The organism is Litoreibacter sp. JB4-2, from assembly GCF_055693445.1.
This window is the reverse complement of record NZ_CM146334.1, coordinates 3,430,029-3,451,636: the sequence shown is the minus strand read 5'-3', so window position 1 is coordinate 3,451,636 and position 21,608 is coordinate 3,430,029. Positions and strand designations below refer to the sequence as shown.

Below are 21,608 nucleotides of genomic sequence, written 5' to 3'. Positions count from 1 at the left end.
GGGCGGCGTAGCCCGTGTCTTTCAGCCTCGTGTGGTCTGAATATGACGATAATTTTAGTGAAATAAGAAGAAACTGTGGCCGACCGCATGGCGCAAGACAGGCAAAGGCAGCTGGGGTCGCGAGCGTTAGCCGCTTTGTTTTTTCAACTTTGCCAGCACTTTGCGATCCCCTAACACCCACAAAGATGCCAGAACCACCAAGGCGCAAAGCGCCACTTTCGACATGGTTTCCATAGTGCCTTCGATCAGCAGCGCATGGACCACGCTGCCCACCACGATCACAACAGCCAACAGGCTGTGGCCAATCCGCCATGTCCGCCAGCGCAACCGCAAACGCTTGCGCCAAGCGGCCAACGCGGCGGTCGCAAAAAGCGCCCACATGGCAATCACGCCCCAAAGCGAAAACGGCGTGGGCGAGCGGAACAGCAACACGTCGACGACGTCTTGCGGGCTGGTCACCCAAAGCCCCGCAACATGGGCGATCACGGCCAATACGGTCACTATACCGATCACGCGATGCCACCGCCGTGACACGGATAAGCCAAGGCCCGGAAGCTGCCCCGCTGCCAAAAGCGGCTGCGCGAGCAGCAGCGCCAAGCCAATGATCCCAACGAAGCCCGATGCTATGTAGATGGGATCACGCCATTGTAGCAACGGGCTGACCATCGCCAGCCCCAAAGGCACCGCCATGACCAAGACAAGCGCCAGCCAGATCAGCCAGGCGCTTGCCCTCTTTTTTTGCTGCCGGGCATGGGTGCGTCAGGCAGGTACGACGACGAAATCGGCGCTCAGCGAGGTATCGGATGAGCTTGGCATGATCGGGCGCAAGAACACGTCCTCAAAACCGGGGTTCACGAAAGCTAGGTGGCCATGCGGCTGCCCAAATGCAGGGACAATCTGCGGCATATCCATGCGAAACACGCCGTTTTCATCTGTCAACGCCGTGCCATGGCTATGCAGGTCACGCTCGTGGCCTTCAGTCGTATGCGCCCAGATCTGAACGCGCTGCCCGGCCAAAGGCATGCCATCGCCTGCCCGCCGTACGGTGCCGCTGGTGATAAAGCCACCACCGCCGATACGCTCAACCACAGGGACATCAGGAATGTAATAATTCGCCCCGCCGCGCATGGTCGGTGTCGGCGCAAGGCCTTGGGCACGGGCAGGCACAGTCCAACCCAAAGGTGCGGCGGCCAAAAGCGCGCCTGCACCGGTCAAAAGAAAACGGCGAGATGGTGTAAATTCGGTCATTCACTTGCTCCAAATAGTCTGGGCGGGCTGCGCCGCCGGTGTGGGTCTCCTCTTGCAAGGTGATCTAGGCAAAAGATGCGCCGATTGGAGGCCCCGCGCCCTCACGTTTCGGTGACGATAGCATTTTTCGCAGCTATTCGCTCATCATTTTGACAAACCCGCGCGCGCAGCCCAGCCGGAGGCCCCGGTCAACACTGGTGCCGCACGTTATTGATGTATGAACGGTCCCGTGCCCGCTACGTTGAAAGATGCGGGAAATAATCCTCGCAGCCACCTTCGCGGTAGACATCAGCTGTGCAGCAATGCAGCCCCCCGCCAAAGGCATAGGCGTCGCGCAGCTCCACCTCCACGACATTCATTCCCAGCTTGTCCATCTGCTCGGCCTGATAGACCTCCGACTTTTCGACGCAGACAGTTTTGGGGTCCAGCACCAGCACATTCATCGACAGCCATGTCGAGGAATAGCACAAAGGCGGCGGCGCATTATGCGCAGGCTGCGCGGCATCGACAATTTGCCAATCGTTCTTTTCGAACATTTCGCGTTGATCTTCGGGCAAGCGGCGCTGCGGGTTGTTCAAAATCAAACCCGGACGCAGCGGCGTGAAGGTCGCGTCGATATGAATCGGATAGGGATCACCGGGGAAATTCACGGTATGCACGCGGTGATCGGGGAAGTGACGGCGCAGCCATTCGATACCCTTCAGGTTGGTCGTAAACCCGTGCTGCACCACCAGATCGCGGCCAAAGCGCAGCACATCGGCGGCGTCAAACAGCGGCTCCTTCTCGGTGGTGACAAAGAACTTCTCCGCCGCCCATTGCAGGCGTTTTTCGACGCCGATTTTGTCGCTCAGGTAATCAGGGTGGTAATCCGCATCCGTCAGGCGCGGCTTGGGCGCGCTTTCATGTCGAAAATTCGGATCCTCGTCGAAATACCGCTCCATCAGCGGGCGGTAGTTGAGATATTCAAACCAGCGGCAGCGATAGGACATCGTCGCCTCCAGCATTTCCGAGCCGACGGTCAGCAGCACATCACGCGGCGGCATGCAGCCAAACTGGCTGTCCGTGTGGAAATCGGGCGTGGTGACGGGCTTGGAATGGTCGATGCTGTCGGGCCGGTCGACGCGCACACCGCGCTTTTCCAGCATGGCGGCGAAATTGTCCAAAAGCTCATTGGCGCGGTCGATGGTCTCTTGCGGACGGCGCCCCCATTGGCCGCGCATGTCGCTGTCTTCGGGCACTTTGGCGTCCAGCGCGGGTTCTTCCGGCGGGATGTGGCAATCATCGGCGCGACCGACTATGACATGTTTGAGCGGGTCCCACTCGTTCCAGCTATTTACAACCGTGTTTCCCATCTCACTCCCCTTGCGATGCCAAACGACAAAACCTGCTAGCCTGATCACAGCGCTCTGGCAATAGCCGTTAAAATTAGACGAAAACCTTTGGAGAAAAGGCAGTTTTTGGGACCAAAAAAAGTGGGATAAATTAAGGTTTCTCGCTGAAACTGCCGCGCATGCATCGGGGCAAAACGCGTTCATGAACATATCAAACCCAAAGACGGACTTTCAGCAATATGCGCTGATGGCGGCTGAGTACAGCCGCGACGGCCTGTTGGTGACTGATGCCCAAGACCGCGTGCTTTGGATGAACCGCGAGTTTGAGGACATTACAGGTTTCTCAATGAATGACATGTTGGGACGCAGCCCGGCAGATTTGCTGCGCGCTGATACGACTGACGCGGAAACGATCAAACTGATCGACGATTGCCTTAAACATCGCCGCCCCGTTGACATTGAGGTGCAATATCGCCGCAAAGACGGTACCCCATTTTGGATGGAAAGCCGGATCACCCCGATCTTTGATGATGAAGGACGGCATACGCATTTCATGTCCTCCTCACGCGACGTAACGCAGCGCCGCGCACTTGCCCGCGCCAACCGCGAAGCCGCCCAAAATGAACAGCTTCGCCAGCAAGAACGCCGCATTCTAAGCCAGGTCAGCGAATGGCTGTACTCCGCCAAGTCGTTGCAGGAACTGCTGCAGGTCATCTCGAAATCGCTTGAGACGCTGATGCCGGAGGCTGGCGGGCAGCTATATATCTTCTCCAATTCGCGTGACGCTTTGGACCTTAAAATCCACTGGGGCGATGCCTGCGCTACCCCCGCCCATATCGAGGCTGACGATTGCTGGGCACTGCGCCGTGGCCGCGCTTATTCCTATGGGCTGCGCCCGATCGAATTTCCTTGCGCGCATCTGAAAACGAACACGGATGAGATCCCATATTTTTGCGTCCCGATCATGGCACATGGCCAAACCAACGGCTTGTTGCATTTGCATTTCGCGCCCCTGGCAGCGGAGCGCAAAGAGCGCGCAAAGTTCGAGACATTCCTGAAACAAAGATGGGACCTTGCACTGCTTTGTGCGGAGCAGATCAGCCTCGCAATCGCCAATGTCCAGCTGCGTCACGAGCTGATGGATCAATCCATCCGCGACCCTTTGACAAACCTGTGGAACCGCCGCTGGTTTTTGGAGGCCGCGCACCGCCAGAACGCCAAATCCAATACGACCGAGGAACCCTATTCGATCATCGCCTTCGACATCGACCATTTCAAAAAGTTCAACGACACCTACGGCCATGATGCCGGTGATATGGTGTTGAGGGCCTTTGGCGCGAAGATGTCAGAGTTCTTCAGCGAAAACAGTGCGCCCTGCCGCATGGGGGGTGAAGAATTTGTAGTCTTGTGCCACGGCCTGTCGGAACGTCAAACGCTGATCCTGGCGGAAAATTTTCGTGCCCAAGTAGGCGAGATTTCTATCAAACATTCGGGCACCGCGCTGCCTTCTATATCGGTGTCCGCCGGGGTTGCGATCTGGCCACGCGACGGCGCCGATGTGGCCGAGTTGGTCAAATCAGCCGATATTGCGCTCTACGCCGCAAAAGAACAGGGGCGCAACCGGGTGGTCACGGCCGATACGGTCACGCCGTAAGTGCACCGCTTTCACCGTATTGCTTCAACCCGTCCTCGCCCTTTGGGGTCAGCTGATAAATGCCGGTCGCGACCCGTTCGAACCAGCCATAGTGATCTGCGGCCATGATCCGCGTGGCCCCCGGCACCCCGGTCGCCGCGGCCACCGACGCCCCTTTGCTGGGCCCCGATGACGCCAGATGCGCCGCACATCGCAACGCGTCCTGACGGTAAGCGGTCACCAACCCAACGCGCGTCGCCCCGCCGGTATTCGGGTCCCCTACTCGGCGGGCAAATTCGCGCAGCAAACGCCCTTTGCGCAGCTTGGATTTGCGCGGGGTAAATGGCGCCGGATCAAGATGCACCTCAACCAGCATATCACGCATCCGCACCGTGATCAGCCCCAGCCCAAGCCTGCGGCACAGCGCAAGATTCTCCTTCAGGGTTTTGACAAACCGTTTTCCCGACAGGCGCGGGATGGCCAGATAGACATCATCCGTGATCGCCTGCCGCGCGACGCCCTGATGCACCAGAGACAGCGAGAACGCGACCTTCATCTCGACAATCACCGGGTCGTCATCGCCGCGCAGGCCCACGACGTCGCAGGCGCCAACTTCGCCTTTGACTTCATAGCCCTGCCCCTCAAGGAAACCCTTGATGGGCGCATATAATTCCGTTTCGCGCATGTTTCATGCCTGATTTTACGATCGAACTGCTCTCGCGCAGCATGGGAAAAACGTCCTCGTCAATCAAGCCCCGCCGCAATCGCGCGGCGGGGCAGAGACTGCTTAGCGCCCGCCAGCACGGCCCGGAAAACGCGGCGGCTTGCCACGTCCAAACCGTTGCGAGCGGCCCTTGCCGCGCTTTAAAAGCGCCGGATCGAAACCTGGCTTTGCGGCGGGAATGACTGGCGTCACAGCCTTTTTGGTCCCGCCTTTGCGGGAGGATTGCTTTGTGTTGGGCATATCGTGCCCTTTCTTGACGTGAGTTCGAAAATGGCCCGGCGCTGCGCGCGCGAGCAGGAACGGCCCTCTCAGGAGAGGTCAGTCAAATTGTCCATTGTCGGGGTACTCCCAATGGTAGACGATACGGTTAAGCATCGGTTCTGAGGCGGCGGATTAAACTATGTGGTCCACTGTCAGGGTCCTCCATTAGGGATGAGTTGAGTTACCCAAAAGCCGCAAAAAAGTCAATTAAGCTTGAGGGTGACAAGCCCCGGCGCCATGCCTATAAGACCGGCAAAATACCCCATTTTCTGTAGGATAGACGCATGACCACGCTGATTTTCGGCCACAAATCCCCTGACACCGATTCCACAGGCTCACCCCTGATCTGGGAATGGTTCCTCAACCATCAGGGCGGCAACGCCAAGGCGGCCCTTCTGGGCGAGCCTAATACCGAGGCCGCTTTTGTGCTGACCCGTTGGAACCTGGACAAGCCCGAGATTATTGACGGCGTGGCTGACGGGCAGGATTGCATCATCGTCGACACCAACAACCCTTCAGAGCTGCCCGACAATATCAATGCGGCCAATGTCACGGCGATCATCGACCACCACAAACTGGTAGGCGGGCTGGAAACGGCGGGCCCGATTGACATCACTATCCGCCCGCTGGCCTGCACCGCCACGATCATGCATGACCTGATGGGCGATCACGCGGGCCATATGCCCGAGGCGATCAAAGGCGCGATGCTGAGCTGCATTCTGTCCGACACGCTGGAATTCCGCTCGCCTACAACAACCGACACCGACCGCGCCTTGGCCGAAAGCCTCGCGGCCGATCTGGGCATCAACATCGCCGACTACGCCGCCGAGATGTTTGCGGCGAAATCCGACGTCTCCGCCTTCTCGGAAGCCGAGCTGTTGCGCATGGACAGCAAAGAATACGCAGTAGGCGACACGAACTTCCGGGTCTCCGTTCTGGAAACCACCTCGCCCAAAATGGTGCTGGACCGCAAAGACGCGCTGATGGCCGCGATGCCGAAAGTGGCGCTGGAAGACAGCGTCGATCAAGTGCTGCTCTTCGTTGTCGACATCCTGAATGAGGAAGCCACATTGCTGATCCCCAACGATCTGACCAAAACCGTGGCGGAAGCCAGCTTCGGCGCCAGTGTGTCAGGCGACACCGTTGTCCTGCCCGGCGTCATGAGCCGCAAAAAGCAGATCATCCCCAACCTGAAGGTGTAATATGGCGCTATACGACTCCTCCGTATGTGATTTCGGCTGGCCCGCGCCGGATTTCTCACTCAAAACGCCCGAGGGGGTCGTGGTCACACGTGACAGCATCATGGGCGAAAAGGGCCTGCTTGTCGCCTTTGTCTGCAACCACTGCCCCTATGTGATTGCCGTCGCCGACAGATTGGCCGAAGACGCGGGCGAATTGGCGGAACTTGGCGTCAACACGGTCGCGATTATGTCGAATGACTATCAACGTTACGCGGCAGACGCGCCCGACAAGATGACAGGTTTTGCCGCCAAACACGGCTGGGAATTCCCTTATATCGTTGATGAAACCCAGTCCGTTGGCCAAGCCTACGGCGCAGTTTGTACCCCTGATTTCTTCGGGTTTGACGCGCAAGGCGGGCTGCAATATCGCGGGCGCCTCGACAGCGCCGCGATGGGCGATGCTTCGAACCGCACGCCCGAGCTGCTCAACGCCATGCGCGGTGTGGCCGAAACAGGCCAAGGCCCGCAAAACCAAACGCCATCCATGGGCTGTTCCATCAAATGGCGTTGAACCTCCAATAGTGAGAAAATTATGACCCAGATCATCGGCGCGCTAAGCGAGATTTCCGATCAATATGACGCGCTATTCGTCGACCTGTGGGGCTGCATCCATGACGGCATCACCCCGTTTGAGACTGCAGTTTCGGCGATGCAGGACTACCGCGCCAAGGGCGGCACCGTGATCTACGTCACCAACGCGCCGCGCCACCGGGCTTCGGTCGCCAAACAGCTGACAAAGATAGGCGTGGCCGAGGACAGCTATGACGACATCGCGACCTCCGGCGACAGCGCGCGTGCCGCGATGTATCGCGATGCCGTGGGCTCCAAGGTTTATTTTATCGGCCAGCCGCATGACCAAAACTTCTTTGACCCGTTGAAGCTGATCGAGGACCCGGTTGAGATCACCCAAGTGCCGCTGGATCAGGCCGAAGGCATTATCTGTTGCGGCCCTGTAGACCCGATGGCCGACCCTGAGGTCAACCGGCCAGAGTTCCTATACGCCAAGCAAAAAGGCATGAAACTGCTCTGCGCCAACCCCGATATCGTTGTGGATCGCGGCGAACATCGCGAATGGTGCGCCGGCGCTCTGGCCAAGCTTTATACTGAAATGGGCGGTGAGAGCCTGTATTTCGGCAAACCGCATCCGCCGATCTATGATCTTGCCCGCCGCCGACTGGCGGCTTTGGGAAAAGACGTGCCTGAAGCGCGCATCCTGTGCATCGGCGACGGCGTTTTGACAGATATCCAAGGTGCACAGGGTGAGGACCTTGATTCCCTCTTTATTTCGGGCGGTTTGGCGGCTGAAGAAACAAAGACCGACCGTCATCCTGACCCAGACTTGCTAAGCGCTTATTTACAAAAGGAAATGGTTAGCCCGCGCTACACGATAGGGAAGCTGCGCTGACCCGCTTTTCACTGGACTTTGCTGCAAGCGCAAAGTAATAAAGTTTCAAAATTGCCCCTCGGGGTGCTATTTTGTGACTTAGAGGTGAAGAGATGCTCGATATGCGTACCCCCGGCCCAAGCGACAACCTGCCCGATGATGTGCAACGGGGCACGATCTGCATTGAAGACATTGAGATCGGCATGAAGCGCCATCTGAGCAAGCGCGTGAGTGATCGCGACATCGAGTTGTTCGCCGAGATTTCCACCGACCACAACCCGGTGCATCTGGATGATGAATACGCCCAGGACACCATCTTTGAAGGCCGCATTGCGCATGGCATGCTCACCGCCGGTCTGATTTCCGCCGTGATTGGCGAACAGCTGCCCGGCCACGGCACCGTCTACCTTGGTCAAAGCCTGAAATTCATGGCGCCTGTCCGCCCCGGCGACATGGTCATGGCCGAGGTCGAAGTGACCGAGATTGACCACGCCAAGCGCAAGGTCACGATGATGACCCGCTGCGAAGTGGACGGCAAAAACGTCCTAAAAGGTGAGGCTATCGTGCTGGCGCCGTCGCGCAAATTCGATTGACTTGCACCCCCGCGCCTTGAGCGCTACGCAAGCGAATGCGCATCATTCGTGACTACCAGTTTGTAAGCCCCCAAGACCGCGGCGCGACCGTTGCGATCGGCAATTTCGACGGCGTCCACTTGGGCCACCAAGCGGTCATCGACATTGCCCGCAAGGCGGCTCCGGACGCCCCGTTGGGCATCGTCACCTTCGAGCCGCATCCACGCGAATACTTTGCGCCCGATGCCCCGCCTTTCCGGCTGATGAACGCAGGCGCCAAGGCCAACCGGCTTGAAAAGCTCGGCGTGGAACGGCTGTATGAGCTGAATTTCAACGCGGTCCTCTCAAGCCTCAGCGCGGAAGAATTCGCACGCGACGTCATCGCCGACGGGCTGGGCCTGAAACATGTCGTTGTTGGCGCCGATTTCTGCTTCGGCAAGGGCCGCGCGGGCAATGCGCAGATACTGCAAGAGTTTGGCAAGACATACGGCTTCGGTGTCACCATCTCAAAGCTGGTAGAGGCGAGCGACAAGCAAGTCTCCTCTACAAATATCCGCGCGGCTTTGACAGACGGAAAACCTCAAGACGCCGCGGAAATGCTAGGCCATTGGCACAGGATCGAAGGACCCGTGATCACCGGCGAACAGCGCGGGCGGGAGCTGGGTTACCCAACCGCCAATCAGGACACGACAGGGTTGCACCAACCCAAATTCGGTGTCTACGCGGTCATGGTCGATGTGCTGACCGGCCCTCATAAAGGCAGCTATCAAGGTGCGGCTTCTATCGGCGTGCGACCCATGTTTGGTGAGAACCAACCCAATTGCGAGACCTACCTCTTTGATTTCAAAGGCGATCTTTATGGGGAGGATCTGTCAGTTGCGCTGGTAAGCTACCTGCGCGGCGAAGAAAACTTCGACAGCCTCGACGCGTTGATCACCCAAATGGATGCCGATTGCGCGCAGGCCCGCGCCATTCTGGACGCCCAATGAAAGATCCGATCAACCGTGACGGTTTGCGCCCGAATTTCTGGGAAAAAGTGCCGCTGAAAAACCTCGCGCCCAAGGAATGGGAAGCGCTCTGCGACGGCTGTGGCAAATGCTGTCTGAACAAGCTCGAAGACCCGGAGACCGAAGAAATCGCCTTCACCCGCGTTGCCTGCCGGTTGCTGGACGGGGACACCTGCCGCTGCGCGCAATATGACATCCGCCTGCAATTCGTGCCCGAATGCGTGCATTTGACCCCGCAAAACATCGCCAAAATCGCCTATTGGATGCCGTCCACCTGCGCCTACCGGCTGCTCTACGAAGGCAAGCCGCTTTATGACTGGCACCCGCTGATTTCCGGCACGGCGCAAACCGTCCATGACGCAGGACAATCCGTCAAAGGCTGGACCGTGCCCGAATTTGAAATCCCCGAAGATGAGTGGGAAGATCACATCATCGAAGACCTGTGAGGCGCCCATGAATTTTGCATCCGACAATGCAGGCCCAATGCACCCAAAAGTGCTGGAGGCGGTGATAGCAGCCAATGACGGCCACGCCATGCCCTACGGCGCCGACCCGATCATGGACGAGGTCCGCACCCAAATCCGCGACACGTTCGAAGCGCCAGAGGCGGCGGTCTTTCTGGTGGCGACCGGTACGGCGGCCAATGCGCTCGCGCTTGCGACCTACACCAACCCGTGGGACGCGATTTTTGCGCATCGCGTGTCCCATGTTGAAGAAGATGAATGCGGCGCGCCGGAATTCTACGCGCATGGCGCCAAGCTGGTCTTGATCGAAGGCGACGGCGCAAAGATGGACCCGGCAGATCTGCGCGCCAAGATCACGGCGGCAGAGGTTAAGGACGTCCATTCCATCCAGCGCGGTCCGGTCACCATCACGCAAGCCACGGAGGTCGGCACGGTCTATTCCTTGGATGAAATCAAAGCGATCACCGACGTGGCTCGCGAATTTGGCCTGAAAACCCATCTGGACGGCGCGCGCTTTGCCAATGCCTGCGCCTCGCTTGGGTGCTCCGCGGCCGAGATGACCTGGAAGTCTGGTATCGACATGGTCAGCTTCGGCGGCACCAAGAACGGCTGCGCGGGGGTTGAGGCGGTGATCCTGTTCAACCCGGAACGCGCGCGGGAGTTTGAGTTGCGCCGCAAACGGGGCGCGCATCTGTTTTCCAAGCACCGTTACCTGTCGGCGCAGATGCAGGCCTATTTGACCGATGACCTGTGGCTGGAGCTTGGCAAAGCCTCCAACGCCGCCAGCACCTATCTGGTCGAGCAGCTCAAAACCATAGAAGGCTGCACCATCCCCGACGCACCGCAGGCCAATATGGTCTTCGCCAACCTGCCCCGCGCGGCCCACAGACGCGCCATGGCCGCGGGCGCGAAATATTACCTATTCCCGTTCAATGCCTCGCTCGAAGGCCCGGATGACGAACCCATTCGCTGCCGGATGGTCTGCGACTGGACCAAAACGGAACGCGAGATTGATCAGCTGATCTCAGCGCTTAAGGGCTGAGCGGCGATAAACTCAGAAATGGAAGCGGCGACTTCTACCGCATGGGTCAATGGGACCATATGCCCCGCGCCTTCAATTTGGGCCCGCTGTGTCTGTGGAAGCTGGCCTGCCAATCCATCAAGAACCGGCGCGACAATGGGCGGAGAGGCATCACCGCTGACCAGCAGGCAAGGCATTTCAAGCTGCGCAAGTTGCCCCCAGAGACCCGCACCGTCCTCCAACAGCCCAGAGCTGGTAGCCGCGACCAGGCGCATCCGGTCGGTGATATATTGCATCGCGTCTGGCTTGAGGCTTTCCCAGGCGCGCCCATCGCCCCATTCGGCGGAGAAGGCGCGCGCGGCAGTGACCGTATCGCCCACTGCCATCGCCCCCATAAAACCCCCGGCCTTGCGCTTGTAGGCTTTAAACGCGGCCGCGTCGCTATGTTGTGCCGCAGCGAAAAACACCGGTTCAATCAGGGTCAGGCTGCGCACCATCTCGGGCCGCTCCGCCGCGATGCGCAGCGCAACATAGGCGCCGTATGAATGCCCGATCAGATGTTCAGGACGCTCCAGCAGGCCGATACCCATGTCGCGCGCCATTTCGGCGTAATCGCGGGTGCCGTCCCAATCCTCCGACAACCCGTGGCCAGGCAGGTCCATCGCCGTCATCGACAGATCCGTTCCTAACTTTGCCATCAACTGCTCGAGCACCCGGGCCTCGGCCAGCATGCAATGCAAAACCAAGGCCTCCTGCGCCCCATGGCCCGAGCGCAGCACATGCGTCATCGCGCCGCCGGATGATTGAATGGGCATAGGCGGCTACAACTTACCTTGCAAAAACAGGTCGAGGTCTTCGATTTTGTCCTGCCCCCAGAAGCGCTCATCGCTGTCAGTGATATAAAACGGCGCGCCAAAAACACCTTTTTCGACGGCTTCTTCCAGGTTGGACGCGTATTCTTCCGCCCCGGCCAGCAGGCCCTTGTCTGCAAGGCCCGCGTCGAACCCGTTGGCCTCCAGAACCTCACGCACAACCCCGTCATCGGCCACGTCCTTGTCTTCCGCCCAGCAGGCGCGCACAAAACCATGCACCAGCCCGGCCAGATCGCCGCCACCTTCATTTTGCGCCGCAATGATCGCGTAGGAGGACGGCGCCGGGTTCGTCGGCCAGAACGCAGGCTTGAGGTTGATCGGCATGCCCAGCTTGGCGGCGGTGCGCCGGATCTCTTGCATGCGCCATTCCTGCCGGTTGATATGGCGCTGCGGGGGCGGCGTGCCGCCCGTGCGCCCGAACAGGTCCATGATGCTCAGCGGCTTGTAGCGGATCGTTGCGCCGTGCTTGGCCGCGACCTCCTCCATCCGGGTTCCGGACAGATAGGTATAGGGGGACAGGGTCGCGAAATAGTAGTCAATATGGGGCACGTCGGCGGTCCTTGCATATAAGGTGTTTGCAGGAGGGTAGCGGGGTGCTAAGCGGTGTGCAATGTCGCGGGCGGTGGGGACCGTCACGAATGTCGACTGTGCTGCTAACCTCGGGGACCTTTCATGCCAAATCAATCCGAACCAAAGCTCATCGCAGGCAATGCGAATAAGGAGCTTGCCGCCAATATCGCCAAACGCATGTCGATGCATCGCGGCATCAAGGTGGCACCCGTCGAAGCGCGGGTCGAGCGGTTCAACGATGGCGAGATTTTCGTCGAGGTATTCGAAAATGTTCGCGGCGAGGATATGTTCATTATCCAATCCACATCGAACCCGGCCAATGACAATGTGATGGAGCTGTTGGTCATGACCGACGCGCTGCGCCGATCATCAGCCGCCCGCATTACCGCCGTGATCCCCTATTTCGGCTATGCCCGCCAAGACCGCCGCACCAAAGCCCGCACGCCAATCTCAGCCAAGCTGGTCGCCAACCTGATCGAGACCGCAGGCATTGAACGCGTGTTGACCATGGACCTGCACGCCGCGCAAATTCAGGGCTTTTTCGACCTGCCGGTGGACAACTTGTACGCCTCGCCCATCTTCGCGCTCGATATCATGCACCACTTCAAGGACATGAAAGACGTCATGGTGGTTTCGCCTGATGTCGGCGGCGTGGCCCGCGCGCGGGAACTGGCGCAGCGGATCAAGGCCCCTCTGTCCATCGTCGACAAACGCCGCGAAAAACCCGGCGAGATTGCCGAAATGACTGTGATCGGCGACGTCAAAGGCAAGAAATGCATCATCGTGGACGACATCTGCGACACGGCGGGCACATTGTGTAAAGCCGCTGAGGTATTGATGGCGGCCGGCGCGACGGAGGTACACAGCTACATCACCCACGGTGTGTTGTCCGGCCCCGCGGTTGAGCGGATCACCAAATCCGTCATGAAACGGCTGGTCATCACCGACAGTATCGAGCCGACCGAGGCGGTCAAAGCCTGCAAAAACATCCGCATTGTGCCCACCGCACCGATGTTCGCGCAAGCGATCCTGAACATCTCCGGCGGTAGTTCGGTCTCCAGCCTGTTTGACACCGACACGCTGGGCCCAATCTACGAGGCGATGTACCCGGGCAGCTGATTACGCCGCCAAACGGGGCGCTACATCAGCGCTGAGCGGTTGTTTTTCCTGTGTCGCGCCATCAATTTCTTTTGCCGCCGCCCGATTGGCGTGACGCGTGCCATTTTGTGATAGGTCTTTGCGCGCGAAATCTCGGGGAACAGCACGGCGACCTCCCGCCATCCATCCGGTGACAGTGCTTTCATCGTCTCAGACCCCAGGTACAGGCTTTCCGACCTGGCCCCTTCGGCGAAGAGAATTTCATGCGCATCAAACAGCAAATGAAAATATGCGACCTCGTCGCAACTGGTATCGACAAAAATCCCCGGCAAGGCGGTCAGCTTGATCGCGGCGACAAGAACCTCGTTCGTGCCGAACATGCGGTCGGCAATTTTTGACGACACACAGAGGCGATGCTGCGATGACACCAGCAGATCGCGTTGCGGCAAATGATGCCCCAACGCCCCCGCAACAATGCGTACAGGGCGCAGCTTTGGGTTTTCGGACAGTTCCTGCGCGCTGAGACGACGGCGGCCAATCCAGCGCAACCTCTGCGGCCCATGATCCGCTGTTTCCACCAGGTCACTGACGCGCAACGCGTCAACGCGCTTTGGACCAAGCGGCGTCAAAACGCGTGTTCCGCCCGTGAAACACGGGATAACACCGTCCTCGAAGGCGACAATCCCAACGGTTTCGTTGATGTGGTTGGTTTCAGAATTGGCGGATTGTTCTTCTTCAATAAAGACGCCGACATTTGTGTTGGATTGGCTGTCAATCACCACCGTCGCCGTATCGCCGCCGTTGATCGTCTGCGTCTCGCCCAGAACAACGCTATCGGTAAAGGTCGCGCCCAGTCCAAGCACATCGACATTTTCGTCAACGCCCGTGTGATTGGTCGCGGTGCCTGACGTCGCATCGCCGCCGGCTTGAATGGCAATCCACCCAATGGTCTCTGCGGCATGGACGCCGTCCTGCCCCTCTTCCTCCTGCAAGGTGAGGTTAAAACCGGAGGCGGTAATATTGCTCGGGTCGCTGTCGACCGTCGTTGTGTCATTCTCAGACATCACCGATGTCAGAACGACGGGCGGGTCCGTGAACCCACCGCTGAACGTGGCCGTGGTGCCGGTATTTTGTCCTGTGCTGGACACCGAATTTGTTCCGGCCTCAATAATCCGGCCATCAGGCAGGGTGTGCACCCCTTCCTCAACCGCAAGCCAGTTTATCGTCTCCGTCGCCCCGTGCGGGCCGTCATGGTATTCCCATTCCTCGATGATGAAAGAGAATGAGATCGTGTCGCCGTTCGCGTCGAGCGTCTGGTCAACAATGCGCAAAATGAACTGGTTGCCGCCATTATTGGTAGCGGTCAGGGCGAAGACGGGATCCGTTAAAGGTTCGGTCAAATTGACCGTTATCGGTAAATTCTCCGTTGGAGAATTCGTGACTACACTGCCAGCTTCGCCAATTGCCATTCTCAAAACCGCCTGAATACGGTCCTACTGAACTGCACCTGTTCTATAGATGATGCAGCGACCACATTGATTGCGCCTCATATTTGAAATGAGAAACTATCGGTCAAAAATGTCATTTTTTAGGGGAACGTTTGGTGCCGGGCGACATGGGCGGATCCTGCGATTTGGGCGCATCTGCCTTCAGTACAGGTCCCAATCGTCGTCATGCGGCAGCGATCCAATCGCCATCCAGCTGGCTCGCACCCGCGCGACGCGGCTGTCGCCCCAGGTTTTGAACACTAGGTCAAAACCTGCCTCAGAGATGTTTTCTGCTGATATATCAACGCGTTGATTTTGTTTGTGGTCAATGTCCCACATGCTCAGCGAGACATGCACCGAAGGCGGGCTGACATAGGTTTCATCAAATGCGACGTGGTAGCTATGCGCGCGCGGGCCGGTACCGGTCCACATCGGGCCATCATCGACAAAGTCAGAAAACAGGACGCGTTCGCCCTGGCTGACCCCAATCTTGGCATTGTCTAATCTGCGCATTCGTTAAACCTCACGAACCATTTACCTAAAAATCAAATTTGTCGCAATTTTGTTAAAATAACGAAAAAAGGGCCCCAAGCGGGGCCCTTCAAAATCAGTCTATGCCAGCAGCATATCAGGTCAGCATGATGCCCGCGGTCATGTCTTCGAGCAGCTTGGCGCTATCGTCGGACCCAACCGCATCATGCGATTTCTGCGCCTCGGCAATCAATTCAGCCTTCAGCTCTTCCGTCATGTCAGCGCGCGCAAAGGCACGTTCAGCCAAAACAGATGTCGTTTCCGCAGAGACCTCCGCAAACCCACCTGTGACGAAATACTCATCCGTCCCAGAGGCTGTGACGACCCGCAAATACCCAGGCCGCAGCGTCGTGATAACAGGCGCGTGGTCACGCATCGCGGTGAAGTCGCCCTCAGCGCCCGGGATTTGCACCTCGCTCGCCTCGACAGACGCAAGCTTGCGTTCGGGCGAGACGAGTTCGAATTGCATCGTAGCCATGTGATGGCCTCCTTAAGCGCTGGTTTAAGCGGCGTCTGCGGCCATTTTCTCGGCTTTGGCGATCACCTCGTCGATGCCGCCAACCATGTAGAAGGCGCCTTCGGGCAGGTGGTCATACTCGCCAGCCACAACGGCTTTGAACGACGCAATCGTGTCTTCCAGCGGAACCTGCTTGCCGTCCGCGCCGGTGAAGACCTTCGCCACGTCAAATGGCTGCGACAGGAAGCGCTCGATCTTACGGGCACGGGTCACGGTCATTTTGTCTTCCTCGGACAGTTCGTCCATGCCGAGGATGGCGATGATGTCTTGCAGCGACTTGTAGCGTTGCAGGATTTGCTGCACGTCGGTGGCCACTTTGTAGTGCTCCTCACCGATGATCAGCGGGTCCAACAGACGCGAGGTGGAACCAAGCGGGTCCACAGCAGGGTAAATCCCTTTTTCCGAGATCGAACGATCCAGAACGGTTGTCGCATCAAGGTGAGCAAAGGATGTAGCCGGCGCAGGGTCGGTCAAGTCATCCGCAGGCACGTAAACCGCTTGCACCGATGTAATCGAACCGGATTTCGTGGATGTAATCCGCTCCTGCATCGCACCCATGTCGGTGGCCAGCGTCGGCTGGTAGCCCACAGCGGATGGAATACGGCCCAGAAGCGCGGACACCTCGGAACCCGCTTGCGTGAAGCGGAAGATGTTGTCGACGAAGAACAGAACGTCAGCGCCGGTATCGTCGCGGAACTGCTCTGCCAATGTCAGGCCAGACAGCGCAACACGCATACGCGCACCGGGAGGCTCGTTCATCTGGCCGTAGACCAGCGCAATTTTTGAGTCTTCGAGGTTATCAGGAACGATAACGCCGGATTCGATCATCTCGTGATACAGGTCGTTCCCTTCACGGGTCCGCTCACCCACACCCGCGAACACGGACACACCAGAGTGCACCTTCGCGATGTTGTTGATCAGCTCCATGATCAAAACGGTCTTACCAACACCCGCACCGCCGAAGAGGCCAATTTTGCCGCCTTTGGTGTAGGGGGCCAGCAGGTCGATGACCTTGATACCGGTTGTCAGGATTTCCGATTCAGTTGCCTGATCAGCGAATGCAGGCGCTTCGCCATGGATCGCGCGGCGTGCTGTGTGCTTGACGGGTCCGCCCTCGTCCACCGGGTCACCGGTGACGTTCAGGATGCGGCCCAAAGTGCCGGCGCCGATTGGAACCGAAATCGGCTCTGCCAGGTCGGTCACGTCACCGCCGCGCACCAGACCTTCGGTGGAGTCCATCGCAATCGCGCGCACGGTGTTCTCACCAAGGTGCTGCGCAACTTCAAGGATCAGGCGGTTGCCATTGTTGTCTGTTTCCAGCGCGTTCAGAATCTCAGGAAGCGCGTCGTCGAACTGGACGTCCACAACGGCCCCGATGACCTGAGTGATTTTGCCTTTTGCATTGGCCATGTTGGTTCTCCGGGTCTAGAGCGCTTCCGCGCCCGAAATGATTTCGATAAGCTCGTTGGTGATGACAGCCTGGCGGGTACGGTTGTACTCGATGGTCAGCTTGTCGATCATATCGCCCGCGTTGCGGGTGGCGTTGTCCATCGCGGACATCCGGGCGCCTTGCTCGGACGCGCCATTTTCCAACAAAGCGCTGAAGATTTGTGTCGCAACCGCGCGCGGCAGCAGGTCGGCCAAGATGGCTTCTTCACTGGGCTCGTAGTCGTAGATGGTCGAGGCCGCGCCGTCATCTTCAGGCGCGTCAAACGAGGCTGGGATGATCTGCTGCTCTGTCGGGATCTGGCTGATCACAGACTGGAACTTGGCGTAGTAAATCTTGGCCACGTCAAATTCGCCTGCGTCAAAGCGGCTCAGCGCATCTTGTGCAATCTCGGCGGCATTTGCGTAGCCCATGGTTTTCACCTCGGACAGGTCCACATGGCCCACGAAATGGTCGCCAAGATCACGTTTGATCGCCTCGCGGCCTTTCTTGCCAACGGTCAATACTTTCACCGTCTTGCCCGCAGCGATCAGCTTTGCAGCTTCCGCCTTGGCCAGCTTGGAGATGTTGCCGTTGAAACCGCCACACAAGCCGCGCTCCGCCGTCATGACGATCAGCAGGTGCGTCTGGTCCGACCCGGTGCCCGCCAACAGTTTCGGCGCGCCTTCCGACGAGCCGACGGATGCGGCCAGTTGCCCCATCACAGCGTTGAAACGCTCTGCATAGGGGCGGCCAGCCTCCGCCGCTTCCTGCGCACGGCGCAGTTTTGCGGCGGCGACCATCTGCATCGCCTTTGTGATCTTGCGGGTCGATTTGACCGACGCGATCCGGTTTTTGAGGTCACTTAGGTTGGGCATCTGCCGTCTCCCTTAAGCGAAATCTGCAGCGAATGCGTCGAGTGCCGCTTTGATCTTGTCCTCGGCGTCGCCTTTGATCTTTGGATCCTCATTGGTGATCATGTCCAGCAGGTCCTGATGCTTGCCGCGCAGATGCGCCAGCAGGCCTTTTTCGAACTTGCCCACATCGCTCACTGGCAATTTGTCCAGATAGCCTTTGGTGCCTGCGTAGATCACGCAGACGATCTCCGCGTTGGTCAGTGGCGAGTATTGCGGCTGCTTCATCAGCTCGGTCAGACGCGCACCACGGTTCAGCAGCTGCTGGGTCGCGGCATCAAGGTCGGAACCGAACTGCGCAAACGCGGCCATCTCACGGTACTGCGCAAGCTCTAGCTTAACAGGGCCAGCAACCGATTTCATCGCGTTGGTCTGGGCGGAGGAGCCCACACGAGACACGGACAGACCAGTGTTCACCGCAGGACGGATACCTTGGTAGAACAGCTCTGTTTCCAAGAAGATCTGGCCATCGGTGATCGAGATCACGTTGGTCGGAATAAAGGCCGAAACGTCGCCGCCTTGGGTTTCAATGATCGGCAGCGCCGTCAAGGAACCGGAACCGTTGTCTTCGTTCAGCTTACAAGACCGCTCCAACAGACGGGAGTGGAGGTAGAAAACGTCACCAGGATACGCTTCACGCCCTGGTGGGCGGCGCAGCAGCAGCGACATCTGACGATAAGACACAGCCTGCTTCGACAGGTCATCATAGATGATCAGCGCGTGGCGGCCATTGTCGCGGAAATGCTCAGCCATAGCGGTCGCAGCGTACGGGGCGAGGAACTGCATTGGCGCCGGGTCGGACGCTGTCGCGGCAACCACGATGGAATATTCAATCGCGCCGGTTTCTTCCAGCTTCTTCACCAGCTGCGCCACGGTAGAACGCTTCTGGCCCACAGCAACATAGATGCAATACAGCTTGCCGTTCTCGTCTTTGGCAGCGTCATTGTAAGACTTCTGGTTCAGGATCGCATCCAAAGCCACAGCCGTTTTACCGGTCTGACGGTCACCAATGACCAGCTCACGCTGGCCGCGGCCAATCGGGATCATCGAGTCTACCGATTTCAGGCCGGTTGCCATCGGCTCATGCACCGATTTACGCGGGATGATGCCCGGCGCTTTTTGGTCAGCGACGATGCGGTTCTTGGTTTTGATCGGGCCCTTGCCGTCCAGCGGGTTGCCCAGACCGTCAACAACGCGGCCCAGCAGCTCGTCACCGGCGGGAACGTCCACGATGGAGTTGGTGCGCTTGACAGTGTCACCTTCTTTAATGTCGCGGTCGGAACCGAAGATAACAACACCAACGTTGTCATTTTCGAGGTTCAGCGCCATGCCCTGAATGCCACCGGGGAATTCAACCATCTCACCGGCCTGAACGCTGTCCAGACCGTAAACGCGGGCGATACCGTCGCCGACGCTCAGCACGCGGCCAACTTCGGCCACTTCTACTTCTTTGCCAAAATTCTTGATTTGGTCTTTCAGGATTGCGGAGATTTCCGCTGCTTGGATTGCCATGTTATCCGGCCTCTTTCATCGAATTTTGCAGGGCGGCGAGCTTGGAGCGGATCGACGTGTCGATCATCTTCGAGCCCACTTTAACGACAAGGCCGCCGATGAGGGTCTCATCCACGGCCATATTGATCTTTACGTCCTTGCCCACAGTCGCTTTCAGCGTCTTGGCAAGCTTGTCTTGTTGCGCTTTGGTCAGCGCCTTGGCGGCCGTCACATCAGCTGTGACCTCGCCCTTTTCTTCCGACAGGCGGGCGCGCAGCTCGGACACCAATTGCGGCAGCACGAACAGGCGGCGCTTGGACGCCATCAGCGACAGCGTGTTGGCCACGGTGTCGGACAATTTCATTTTTTTGGCGATTGCCGCGACGGCCGCGCCCTGTTGCTCACGCGTGTAAAGCGGCGATGCGATCAGCGATTTGAAGTCAGCGCTTTCGCCCAAAGCGGCGTCGAGCGCGTCCACATCTTTTTCCAGAGGGCCAAGTTTCTTGCCCTCTTTGGCAAGGTCAAACACGGCTGTCGCATAGCGCGCGGCAATACCGGTTGAGATCGAGACTGGTTCGGACACGTCCACCCTTTCGATTCTTCTGCCCTCGTGGGTGCCTCAGAGGCTTGTCACAAAGGGCCAATGCAAAGGGGTGCGCAGACGCATCCCCCAAAACTCGCTGCGATGTAGCAAAGCCCCCGCGCGGCGCAATAGATTAGCAAGGTTTTCGTGCAATGGATGTCAGACGTTTGGCCAATGTCGTGCCAAAGCCTTGCAAAAAAGGCCAAGATCGCCTGCGACCGAATGTAGCTGTGGATAGTTTTCGCGCTCAGGCGCCTTTGGAGCTTCCAAGCGTTTGCCCCACCGCGCCCGCAGGTGCCGCAGCCCCTGCTCGCAACGGTCGCCCAATTTTGACCGCGCGTCCTTTTGGGCGCGGCGCGTAGACCTGCTTGGTCGCCTCCACCAAAATGACCCCGCCAGCGAAGCGGCCCGAAACCCGGCGCCCGAACCGCTCCATCACCCGCGACAACCGTAACCAGAACCGTTTTTCGCTTGGGATCGCGAACAAGGCCGCCAGATGCTTTTCAGGGGAAAAATTATGACGTTTCAGCTGCGCCTCTAGCTGGCTCAATGAATAAGGCCGTCCAAAGCCGTAGGGCGTGCGGTCGCGCCGCGACCAAATCCCTGCGCGGTTTGGCACAATAAACAAAGCCCGCCCGCCCGGCGCCAGCACGCGCCAGCATTCCTCCAGCAATGCAGACGGGTTTTCCGAAGTCTCCAACCCATGCAACACAATCAGCTTGTCGACCTGTCCCGACTGCAAGGGCCATAAGGTTTCCTCGCACAGGACAGACACATTGGGCTGACCTGCGGGCCAATGCATCACGCCCTGTGGGCCCGGCATGATCGCGATGACGCGGCGCGCATCGTTTAAAAACGGGCGCAGCAATGGCACGGCAAACCCGAACCCCGCGACGGTTTCTCCCTTGGCCGGGGTCCAAAACGCCGCGACCTGCTCACGCACCGCGCGTTGCGCCACCCGCCCCAGATTTGTGCGGTAGTAAAAACTTTTCAGGTCCTGGACGTCCAAATGCATGAATAACCTGCGATAAAAGGGCTCAAACCCCCGAAAACGGCCTTAACGAACTGCTAAGGAAATAAACATTAAGCCTCGACTGCCTATAAAACGCCCTATTTCACACAGAATGTGAACAGAAAAGACTTGAAGCTTGGGAATTTAAACCGAACTGTAAGGTCTAAGAGGCAAAGGTGTACCCGGGTTCTCGACCCGGTTCTGCCCTGATACAAAGGAGC

The 21,608-nt window shown here is 58.5% G+C and carries 24 protein-coding genes; 9 read left to right on the top strand and 15 right to left on the bottom strand.

Annotated features, from left to right (window positions below):
• Positions 1-126 precede the first annotated feature (126 nt).
• The 3 genes from ACZ1G7_RS17240 to ACZ1G7_RS17230 all read right to left on the bottom strand — a co-directional run bounded on the left by ACZ1G7_RS17240 (position 127) and on the right by ACZ1G7_RS17230 (position 2,600).
• Positions 127-690 carry a ferric reductase-like transmembrane domain-containing protein gene (locus tag ACZ1G7_RS17240; protein ID WP_472660611.1) on the bottom strand — a complete coding sequence of 188 codons (564 nt, stop codon included), beginning with the start codon at positions 688-690 and terminating at the stop codon, positions 127-129.
• A 69-nt stretch (positions 691-759) separates the two neighbouring features.
• A complete protein-coding gene (locus tag ACZ1G7_RS17235) occupies positions 760-1,248 on the bottom strand; it encodes a twin-arginine translocation pathway signal (protein WP_472660610.1) in 489 nt (162 codons plus the stop codon).
• 236 nt (positions 1,249-1,484) lie between these two features.
• Entirely contained in the window at positions 1,485-2,600 is a 1,116-nt protein-coding gene (locus ACZ1G7_RS17230; RefSeq protein WP_472660609.1) for a serine/threonine protein kinase, read from the bottom strand.
• Positions 2,601-2,781: 181 nt separating this feature from the next.
• Here ACZ1G7_RS17230 and ACZ1G7_RS17225 point away from each other — a divergent pair, with 181 nt between their 5' ends.
• Positions 2,782-4,233 (top strand): sensor domain-containing diguanylate cyclase, encoded by a 1,452-nt coding sequence (locus ACZ1G7_RS17225; RefSeq protein ID WP_472660608.1) that lies wholly within the window; start codon positions 2,782-2,784, stop codon positions 4,231-4,233.
• On the opposite strand, the gene ACZ1G7_RS17220 is transcribed toward ACZ1G7_RS17225, so the two are convergent.
• Positions 4,223-4,897, bottom strand: coding sequence for a DUF2161 domain-containing phosphodiesterase (locus ACZ1G7_RS17220; RefSeq protein ID WP_472660607.1), 675 nt, complete (start codon positions 4,895-4,897; stop codon positions 4,223-4,225). The two genes, ACZ1G7_RS17225 and ACZ1G7_RS17220, sit on opposite strands and share 11 nt — an antisense overlap.
• 102 nt (positions 4,898-4,999) lie before the next feature.
• Positions 5,000-5,176 (bottom strand): hypothetical protein, encoded by a 177-nt coding sequence (locus ACZ1G7_RS17215; RefSeq protein ID WP_472660606.1) that lies wholly within the window; start codon positions 5,174-5,176, stop codon positions 5,000-5,002.
• A 305-nt stretch (positions 5,177-5,481) separates the two neighbouring features.
• On the opposite strand from ACZ1G7_RS17215, the gene ACZ1G7_RS17210 reads away from it, so the two are divergent.
• From ACZ1G7_RS17210 to ACZ1G7_RS17180, 7 genes are all read left to right on the top strand, one after another.
• Entirely contained in the window at positions 5,482-6,399 is a 918-nt protein-coding gene (locus ACZ1G7_RS17210; RefSeq protein WP_472660605.1) for a manganese-dependent inorganic pyrophosphatase, read from the top strand.
• Position 6,400: 1 nt separating this feature from the next.
• Positions 6,401-6,949: a thioredoxin family protein gene (locus ACZ1G7_RS17205; protein ID WP_472660604.1), complete on the top strand. Its 549-nt coding sequence runs from the start codon at positions 6,401-6,403 to the stop codon at positions 6,947-6,949.
• Between the two features lie 21 nt (positions 6,950-6,970).
• Positions 6,971-7,843 (top strand): TIGR01459 family HAD-type hydrolase, encoded by an 873-nt coding sequence (locus ACZ1G7_RS17200; protein ID WP_472660603.1) that lies wholly within the window; start codon positions 6,971-6,973, stop codon positions 7,841-7,843.
• 101 nt (positions 7,844-7,944) lie between these two features.
• Positions 7,945-8,415: a MaoC family dehydratase gene (locus tag ACZ1G7_RS17195; protein WP_472663756.1), complete on the top strand. Its 471-nt coding sequence runs from the start codon at positions 7,945-7,947 to the stop codon at positions 8,413-8,415.
• Between the two features lie 35 nt (positions 8,416-8,450).
• A complete protein-coding gene (locus ACZ1G7_RS17190; protein WP_472660602.1) occupies positions 8,451-9,383 on the top strand; it encodes a bifunctional riboflavin kinase/FAD synthetase in 933 nt (310 codons plus the stop codon).
• Complete coding sequence (locus ACZ1G7_RS17185) at positions 9,380-9,847, top strand: YcgN family cysteine cluster protein (RefSeq protein WP_472660601.1); 468 nt, start codon at positions 9,380-9,382, stop codon at positions 9,845-9,847. Before ACZ1G7_RS17190 ends, ACZ1G7_RS17185 begins: the two co-directional genes overlap by 4 nt.
• Before the next feature lie 7 nt (positions 9,848-9,854).
• Entirely contained in the window at positions 9,855-10,907 is a 1,053-nt protein-coding gene (locus ACZ1G7_RS17180; RefSeq protein ID WP_472660600.1) for a threonine aldolase family protein, read from the top strand.
• On the opposite strand, the gene ACZ1G7_RS17175 is transcribed toward ACZ1G7_RS17180, so the two are convergent.
• Positions 10,880-11,701, bottom strand: coding sequence for an alpha/beta fold hydrolase (locus tag ACZ1G7_RS17175; protein ID WP_472660599.1), 822 nt, complete (start codon positions 11,699-11,701; stop codon positions 10,880-10,882). The genes ACZ1G7_RS17180 and ACZ1G7_RS17175 overlap by 28 nt on opposite strands.
• A gap of 6 nt (positions 11,702-11,707) precedes the next feature.
• Positions 11,708-12,307: a DsbA family protein gene (locus ACZ1G7_RS17170; protein ID WP_472660598.1), complete on the bottom strand. Its 600-nt coding sequence runs from the start codon at positions 12,305-12,307 to the stop codon at positions 11,708-11,710.
• A gap of 123 nt (positions 12,308-12,430) precedes the next feature.
• On the opposite strand from ACZ1G7_RS17170, the gene ACZ1G7_RS17165 reads away from it, so the two are divergent.
• Complete coding sequence (locus ACZ1G7_RS17165; RefSeq protein ID WP_472660597.1) at positions 12,431-13,447, top strand: ribose-phosphate pyrophosphokinase; 1,017 nt, start codon at positions 12,431-12,433, stop codon at positions 13,445-13,447.
• A 20-nt stretch (positions 13,448-13,467) separates the two neighbouring features.
• Here the strand turns inward: ACZ1G7_RS17165 and ACZ1G7_RS17160 are convergent, their stop codons facing one another.
• The 8 genes from ACZ1G7_RS17160 to ACZ1G7_RS17125 all read right to left on the bottom strand — a co-directional run bounded on the left by ACZ1G7_RS17160 (position 13,468) and on the right by ACZ1G7_RS17125 (position 21,390).
• Positions 13,468-14,826 carry a Hint domain-containing protein gene (locus ACZ1G7_RS17160; RefSeq protein ID WP_472660596.1) on the bottom strand — a complete coding sequence of 453 codons (1,359 nt, stop codon included), beginning with the start codon at positions 14,824-14,826 and terminating at the stop codon, positions 13,468-13,470.
• A 249-nt stretch (positions 14,827-15,075) separates the two neighbouring features.
• Positions 15,076-15,426 (bottom strand): H-type lectin domain-containing protein, encoded by a 351-nt coding sequence (locus ACZ1G7_RS17155; protein WP_472660595.1) that lies wholly within the window; start codon positions 15,424-15,426, stop codon positions 15,076-15,078.
• Between the two features lie 115 nt (positions 15,427-15,541).
• Entirely contained in the window at positions 15,542-15,922 is a 381-nt protein-coding gene (locus ACZ1G7_RS17150) for a F0F1 ATP synthase subunit epsilon (RefSeq protein WP_472660594.1), read from the bottom strand.
• 24 nt (positions 15,923-15,946) lie between these two features.
• Complete coding sequence (gene atpD, locus ACZ1G7_RS17145; protein WP_472660593.1) at positions 15,947-17,371, bottom strand: F0F1 ATP synthase subunit beta; 1,425 nt, start codon at positions 17,369-17,371, stop codon at positions 15,947-15,949.
• A 15-nt stretch (positions 17,372-17,386) separates the two neighbouring features.
• Positions 17,387-18,265, bottom strand: coding sequence for a F0F1 ATP synthase subunit gamma (locus ACZ1G7_RS17140; protein ID WP_472660592.1), 879 nt, complete (start codon positions 18,263-18,265; stop codon positions 17,387-17,389).
• A gap of 12 nt (positions 18,266-18,277) precedes the next feature.
• Positions 18,278-19,813 carry a F0F1 ATP synthase subunit alpha gene (gene atpA, locus ACZ1G7_RS17135; RefSeq protein WP_472660591.1) on the bottom strand — a complete coding sequence of 512 codons (1,536 nt, stop codon included), beginning with the start codon at positions 19,811-19,813 and terminating at the stop codon, positions 18,278-18,280.
• Position 19,814: 1 nt separating this feature from the next.
• Positions 19,815-20,375, bottom strand: coding sequence for a F0F1 ATP synthase subunit delta (locus ACZ1G7_RS17130; RefSeq protein ID WP_472660590.1), 561 nt, complete (start codon positions 20,373-20,375; stop codon positions 19,815-19,817).
• 247 nt (positions 20,376-20,622) lie between these two features.
• A complete protein-coding gene (locus ACZ1G7_RS17125; RefSeq protein WP_472660589.1) occupies positions 20,623-21,390 on the bottom strand; it encodes a class I SAM-dependent methyltransferase in 768 nt (255 codons plus the stop codon).
• Positions 21,391-21,608: the final 218 nt, after the last annotated feature.

What these genes read in the sequence shown, in the direction of transcription:
- ACZ1G7_RS17175 (WP_472660599.1), bottom strand. Translation starts at nt 11,701, where the DNA reads ATGCCCATTCAATCATCCGGCGGCGCGATGACGCATGTGCTGCGCTCG.
- ACZ1G7_RS17185 (WP_472660601.1), top strand. Translation starts at nt 9,380, where the DNA reads ATGAAAGATCCGATCAACCGTGACGGTTTGCGCCCGAATTTCTGGGAA.
- ACZ1G7_RS17200 (WP_472660603.1), top strand. Translation starts at nt 6,971, where the DNA reads ATGACCCAGATCATCGGCGCGCTAAGCGAGATTTCCGATCAATATGAC.
- ACZ1G7_RS17150 (WP_472660594.1), bottom strand. Translation starts at nt 15,922, where the DNA reads ATGGCTACGATGCAATTCGAACTCGTCTCGCCCGAACGCAAGCTTGCG.
- ACZ1G7_RS17220 (WP_472660607.1), bottom strand. Translation starts at nt 4,897, where the DNA reads ATGCGCGAAACGGAATTATATGCGCCCATCAAGGGTTTCCTTGAGGGG.
- ACZ1G7_RS17240 (WP_472660611.1), bottom strand. Translation starts at nt 690, where the DNA reads ATGGCGGTGCCTTTGGGGCTGGCGATGGTCAGCCCGTTGCTACAATGG.
- ACZ1G7_RS17235 (WP_472660610.1), bottom strand. Translation starts at nt 1,248, where the DNA reads ATGACCGAATTTACACCATCTCGCCGTTTTCTTTTGACCGGTGCAGGC.
- ACZ1G7_RS17225 (WP_472660608.1), top strand. Translation starts at nt 2,782, where the DNA reads ATGAACATATCAAACCCAAAGACGGACTTTCAGCAATATGCGCTGATG.
- ACZ1G7_RS17155 (WP_472660595.1), bottom strand. Translation starts at nt 15,426, where the DNA reads ATGCGCAGATTAGACAATGCCAAGATTGGGGTCAGCCAGGGCGAACGC.
- atpA (WP_472660591.1), bottom strand. Translation starts at nt 19,813, where the DNA reads ATGGCAATCCAAGCAGCGGAAATCTCCGCAATCCTGAAAGACCAAATC.
- ACZ1G7_RS17205 (WP_472660604.1), top strand. Translation starts at nt 6,401, where the DNA reads ATGGCGCTATACGACTCCTCCGTATGTGATTTCGGCTGGCCCGCGCCG.
- ACZ1G7_RS17195 (WP_472663756.1), top strand. Translation starts at nt 7,945, where the DNA reads ATGCGTACCCCCGGCCCAAGCGACAACCTGCCCGATGATGTGCAACGG.
- ACZ1G7_RS17165 (WP_472660597.1), top strand. Translation starts at nt 12,431, where the DNA reads ATGCCAAATCAATCCGAACCAAAGCTCATCGCAGGCAATGCGAATAAG.
- ACZ1G7_RS17215 (WP_472660606.1), bottom strand. Translation starts at nt 5,176, where the DNA reads ATGCCCAACACAAAGCAATCCTCCCGCAAAGGCGGGACCAAAAAGGCT.
- ACZ1G7_RS17210 (WP_472660605.1), top strand. Translation starts at nt 5,482, where the DNA reads ATGACCACGCTGATTTTCGGCCACAAATCCCCTGACACCGATTCCACA.
- atpD (WP_472660593.1), bottom strand. Translation starts at nt 17,371, where the DNA reads ATGGCCAATGCAAAAGGCAAAATCACTCAGGTCATCGGGGCCGTTGTG.
- ACZ1G7_RS17125 (WP_472660589.1), bottom strand. Translation starts at nt 21,390, where the DNA reads ATGCATTTGGACGTCCAGGACCTGAAAAGTTTTTACTACCGCACAAAT.
- ACZ1G7_RS17190 (WP_472660602.1), top strand. Translation starts at nt 8,451, where the DNA reads ATGCGCATCATTCGTGACTACCAGTTTGTAAGCCCCCAAGACCGCGGC.
- ACZ1G7_RS17140 (WP_472660592.1), bottom strand. Translation starts at nt 18,265, where the DNA reads ATGCCCAACCTAAGTGACCTCAAAAACCGGATCGCGTCGGTCAAATCG.
- ACZ1G7_RS17180 (WP_472660600.1), top strand. Translation starts at nt 9,855, where the DNA reads ATGAATTTTGCATCCGACAATGCAGGCCCAATGCACCCAAAAGTGCTG.
- ACZ1G7_RS17230 (WP_472660609.1), bottom strand. Translation starts at nt 2,600, where the DNA reads ATGGGAAACACGGTTGTAAATAGCTGGAACGAGTGGGACCCGCTCAAA.